Annotated in this window: 2 tRNA genes and 3 rRNA genes; all 5 read left to right on the top strand. The window is 52.4% G+C overall.

The features are described 5' to 3' along the window. The first annotated feature begins 321 nt into the window (after positions 1-321). The 5 genes from BM136_RS25060 (at position 322) to rrf (ending at position 5482) form a co-directional block, all read left to right on the top strand. Positions 322-1859: ribosomal RNA gene (locus tag BM136_RS25060) — 16S ribosomal RNA — on the top strand. Between the two features lie 60 nt (positions 1860-1919). Continuing rightward, positions 1920-1996: transfer RNA gene (locus BM136_RS25055), tRNA-Ile, on the top strand. Positions 1997-2032: 36 nt separating this feature from the next. Then, positions 2033-2108: transfer RNA gene (locus BM136_RS25050), tRNA-Ala, on the top strand. 265 nt (positions 2109-2373) lie between these two features. Beyond that, positions 2374-5252 (top strand): 23S ribosomal RNA (locus tag BM136_RS25045). 117 nt (positions 5253-5369) lie between these two features. Then, a 5S ribosomal RNA gene (gene rrf, locus BM136_RS25040) occupies positions 5370-5482 on the top strand. The 16S, 23S and 5S rRNA genes sit together here with 2 tRNA genes alongside, the layout of an rRNA operon. The last annotated feature ends 55 nt before the right edge of the window (positions 5483-5537 follow it).

Raw genomic sequence — 5537 nt, 5'->3', positions numbered from 1 at the left:
GATTGGCTGGAAATTCAGGAGTAGTTGGCGGCGAGTTGATGATAAAAATTCTTCGACGAGTTGTTGACAGCGACGAAAAAGCTCTGCATAATCTCGTTTCTCTGCTGCAGACAACGCAGCGACGCGGTGAACAAAGTTGATCGCGAAGTTCTTTAACAAGCAAACAGCCGATAAGTGTGGGCGCTTAATACTGGGTGCGGCGGATTTCGATTCGCTAGCTAACAAGTAATGAAGTGCTCGCACAGAAGTAAGGTTTGAACGAAAGTTCAAGTCAGATTCTGAGAGTGAGCGACCGCTCGTAAAGAGCGAAAACAGCAGATTGAACTGAAGAGTTTGATCCTGGCTCAGATTGAACGCTGGCGGCATGCCTTACACATGCAAGTCGAACGGCAGCATGATCTAGCTTGCTAGATTGATGGCGAGTGGCGAACGGGTGAGTAATACATCGGAACGTGCCCTGTAGTGGGGGATAACTAGTCGAAAGATTAGCTAATACCGCATACGACCTGAGGGTGAAAGTGGGGGACCGCAAGGCCTCATGCTATAGGAGCGGCCGATGTCTGATTAGCTAGTTGGTGGGGTAAAGGCCCACCAAGGCGACGATCAGTAGCTGGTCTGAGAGGACGATCAGCCACACTGGGACTGAGACACGGCCCAGACTCCTACGGGAGGCAGCAGTGGGGAATTTTGGACAATGGGCGAAAGCCTGATCCAGCAATGCCGCGTGTGTGAAGAAGGCCTTCGGGTTGTAAAGCACTTTTGTCCGGAAAGAAATGGCTCTGGTTAATACCTGGGGTCGATGACGGTACCGGAAGAATAAGGACCGGCTAACTACGTGCCAGCAGCCGCGGTAATACGTAGGGTCCAAGCGTTAATCGGAATTACTGGGCGTAAAGCGTGCGCAGGCGGTTGTGCAAGACCGATGTGAAATCCCCGAGCTTAACTTGGGAATTGCATTGGTGACTGCACGGCTAGAGTGTGTCAGAGGGGGGTAGAATTCCACGTGTAGCAGTGAAATGCGTAGAGATGTGGAGGAATACCGATGGCGAAGGCAGCCCCCTGGGATAACACTGACGCTCATGCACGAAAGCGTGGGGAGCAAACAGGATTAGATACCCTGGTAGTCCACGCCCTAAACGATGTCAACTAGTTGTTGGGGATTCATTTCCTTAGTAACGTAGCTAACGCGTGAAGTTGACCGCCTGGGGAGTACGGTCGCAAGATTAAAACTCAAAGGAATTGACGGGGACCCGCACAAGCGGTGGATGATGTGGATTAATTCGATGCAACGCGAAAAACCTTACCTACCCTTGACATGCCACTAACGAAGCAGAGATGCATTAGGTGCTCGAAAGAGAAAGTGGACACAGGTGCTGCATGGCTGTCGTCAGCTCGTGTCGTGAGATGTTGGGTTAAGTCCCGCAACGAGCGCAACCCTTGTCTCTAGTTGCTACGAAAGGGCACTCTAGAGAGACTGCCGGTGACAAACCGGAGGAAGGTGGGGATGACGTCAAGTCCTCATGGCCCTTATGGGTAGGGCTTCACACGTCATACAATGGTGCATACAGAGGGTTGCCAAGCCGCGAGGTGGAGCTAATCCCAGAAAATGCATCGTAGTCCGGATCGTAGTCTGCAACTCGACTACGTGAAGCTGGAATCGCTAGTAATCGCGGATCAGCATGCCGCGGTGAATACGTTCCCGGGTCTTGTACACACCGCCCGTCACACCATGGGAGTGGGCTTTACCAGAAGTAGTTAGCCTAACCGCAAGGAGGGCGATTACCACGGTAGGGTTCATGACTGGGGTGAAGTCGTAACAAGGTAGCCGTATCGGAAGGTGCGGCTGGATCACCTCCTTTAAGAGCGTGCATCCGACGTTAGGCGTCCACACTTATCGGTTTGTTTGATGTTACAGCCAAGGGTCTGTAGCTCAGGTGGTTAGAGCACCGTCTTGATAAGGCGGGGGTCGTAGGTTCAAGTCCTACCAGACCCACCAAGTTACGGACGGTGGAAGTTGTTCTCTGCCGTGACTGGGGGATTAGCTCAGCTGGGAGAGCACCTGCTTTGCAAGCAGGGGGTCGTCGGTTCGATCCCGTCATCCTCCACCATTACCTTTTTGGTTACCAAACGCAAGCATCGACGCTATGTCGATGGTGTTTGCGTTTGGCCTAGCCAAGACGAGCGTAAAAGTTCGGCTGTTCTTTAACAATATGGAATGTAGTAAAGGTGTCGCGGTGCGTTGATGAGACGCACACTAAAACGCGACACTGGGTTGTGATTGTATCAACCAGTATTACCAGAGCAATCGAAAGATTGTCTTGGAATACGGCACAACGCGAGAACTCAGCCTATAGCGAGACATACTCGTTATAGGGTCAAGCGAATAAGTGCATGTGGTGGATGCCTTGGCGATTACAGGCGATGAAGGACGTAGTAGCCTGCGAAAAGCTGCGGGGAGCTGGCAAACAAGCTTTGATCCGCAGATATCCGAATGGGGAAACCCGGCCCGAATGGGTCATCTGTTACTGAATACATAGGTAACAGAAGCGAACGCAGTGAACTGAAACATCTAAGTAGCTGCAGGAACAGAAATCAACCGAGATTCCCAAAGTAGTGGCGAGCGAAATGGGATCAGCCTTGTACTCTTTAGCAGTATTGTTAGCAAAGCGGAATGGAAAGTCCGGCCATAGTGGGTGATAGCCCCGTATGCGAAAACAGTATTGTGGAACTAGGTGTACGACAAGTAGGGCGGGACACGTGAAATCCTGTCTGAAGATGGGGGGACCATCCTCCAAGGCTAAATACTCGTAATCGACCGATAGTGAACCAGTACCGTGAGGGAAAGGCGAAAAGAACCCCGGGAGGGGAGTGAAATAGATCCTGAAACCGCATGCATACAAACAGTCGGAGCCTGGAAACGGGTGACGGCGTACCTTTTGTATAATGGGTCAGCGACTTACATTCAGTGGCAAGCTTAACCGATTAGGGAAGGCGTAGCGAAAGCGAGTCCGAATAGGGCGTTCAGTCGCTGGGTGTAGACCCGAAACCAAGTGATCTATCCATGGCCAGGTTGAAGGTGCGGTAACACGTACTGGAGGACCGAACCCACTAACGTTGAAAAGTTAGGGGATGAGCTGTGGATAGGGGTGAAAGGCTAAACAAACTTGGAAATAGCTGGTTCTCTCCGAAAACTATTTAGGTAGTGCCTCGTGTCTCACCTTCGGGGGTAGAGCACTGTCATGGTTGGGGGGTCTATTGCTGATTACCCCGCCATAGCAAACTCCGAATACCGAAGAGTGCAATCACGGGAGACAGACATCGGGTGCTAACGTCCGGTGTCAAGAGGGAAACAACCCAGACCGCCAGCTAAGGTCCCTAAATATTGCTAAGTGGGAAACGAAGTGGGAAGGCTAAAACAGTCAGGAGGTTGGCTTAGAAGCAGCCACCCTTTAAAGAAAGCGTAATAGCTCACTGATCGAGTCGTCCTGCGCGGAAGATGTAACGGGGCTAAGCAATATACCGAAGCTGCGGATGCACGTAAGTGCATGGTAGGAGAGCGTTCTGTAAGCCTGTGAAGGTGTCTTGTAAAGGATGCTGGAGGTATCAGAAGTGCGAATGCTGACATGAGTAGCGATAAAGGGGGTGAAAGGCCCCCTCGCCGTAAGCCCAAGGTTTCCTACGCAACGTTCATCGGCGTAGGGTGAGTCGGCCCCTAAGGCGAGGCAGAGATGCGTAGCTGATGGGAAGCAGGTTAATATTCCTGCACCGTCGTATGATGCGATGGGGGGACGGATCGCGGAAGGTTGTCCGGGTGTTGGATGTCCCGGTCCCTACATTGGAGATGGCACTTAGGCAAATCCGGGTGCGTGATTCAAGGGTGTGGGGCGAGCGACTTTAGGTCGCGAAGCAATTGGAAGTGGTTCCAAGAAAAGCCTCTAAGCTTCAGTCATACGAGACCGTACCGCAAACCGACACAGGTGGGCGAGATGAGTATTCTAAGGCGCTTGAGAGAACTCGGGAGAAGGAACTCGGCAAATTGGTACCGTAACTTCGGGATAAGGTACGCCCTTGTAGTTTGACTGGCTCGCGCCAGAAGGACGAAGGGGTTGCAATAAAATGGTGGCTGCGACTGTTTAATAAAAACACAGCACTCTGCAAACACGAAAGTGGACGTATAGGGTGTGACGCCTGCCCGGTGCCGGAAGATTAAATGATGGGGTGCAAGCTCTTGATTGAAGTCCCGGTAAACGGCGGCCGTAACTATAACGGTCCTAAGGTAGCGAAATTCCTTGTCGGGTAAGTTCCGACCTGCACGAATGGCGTAACGATGGCCACACTGTCTCCTCCCGAGACTCAGCGAAGTTGAAGTGTTTGTGATGATGCAATCTCCCCGCGGCTAGACGGAAAGACCCCATGAACCTTTACTGTAGCTTTGCATTGGACTTTGAACCGATCTGTGTAGGATAGGTGGGAGGCTTTGAAACCGGGACGCTAGTTTCGGTGGAGCCGTCCTTGAAATACCACCCTGGTTTGTTTGAGGTTCTAACCTTGGCCCGTGAATCCGGGTCGGGGACAGTGCATGGTAGGCAGTTTGACTGGGGCGGTCTCCTCCCAAAGTGTAACGGAGGAGTTCGAAGGTACGCTTGGTACGGTCGGACATCGTACCTAAAGTGCAATGGCAAAAGCGTGCTTAACTGCGAGACCGACAAGTCGAGCAGGTGCGAAAGCAGGACATAGTGATCCGGTGGTTCTGTATGGAAGGGCCATCGCTCAACGGATAAAAGGTACTCTGGGGATAACAGGCTGATACCGCCCAAGAGTTCATATCGACGGCGGTGTTTGGCACCTCGATGTCGGCTCATCTCATCCTGGGGCTGTAGCCGGTCCCAAGGGTATGGCTGTTCGCCATTTAAAGAGGTACGTGAGCTGGGTTTAAAACGTCGTGAGACAGTTTGGTCCCTATCTGCCGTGGGCGTTGGAATCTTGACGGGGGCTGCTCCTAGTACGAGAGGACCGGAGTGGACGTACCGCTGGTGTACCTGTTGTCTCGCCAGAGGCATCGCAGGGTAGCTATGTACGGAAGAGATAACCGCTGAAAGCATCTAAGCGGGAAACTTGCCTGAAGATGAGGATTCCCTGGAGACTTGATCTCCCTGAAGGGTCGTTCGAGACCAGGACGTTGATAGGCTGGGTGTGGAAGCGCAGTAATGCGTTCAGCTAACCAGTACTAATTGCCCGTGCGGCTTGATCCTATAACCGGTATGTTTCCGGCTGGGTCCGCCTTGTGCCTGATACACACAAATCACAACCCCAAATCTACATTCCCATATTGGTCGCGTTGACCTCGTCAACGTGGCGACAAGTCATAGCCTGGTGACCATAGCGAGTCGGTACCACCCCTTCCCATCCCGAACAGGACCGTGAAACGACTCCGCGCCGATGATAGTGCGGATTCCCGTGTGAAAGTAGGTCATCGCCAGGCTCTCCCATCTACACCCCAGCTCTCACACAGAGCTGGGGTGTTTGCCTTTGCGCGA

This window comes from Ralstonia sp. NFACC01 (assembly GCF_900115545.1).
GTDB lineage: Bacteria > Pseudomonadota > Gammaproteobacteria > Burkholderiales > Burkholderiaceae > Ralstonia > Ralstonia mojiangensis.
Note: the sequence above shows the minus strand (reverse complement) of the source record. Positions and strands in the feature narration are given on the sequence as shown.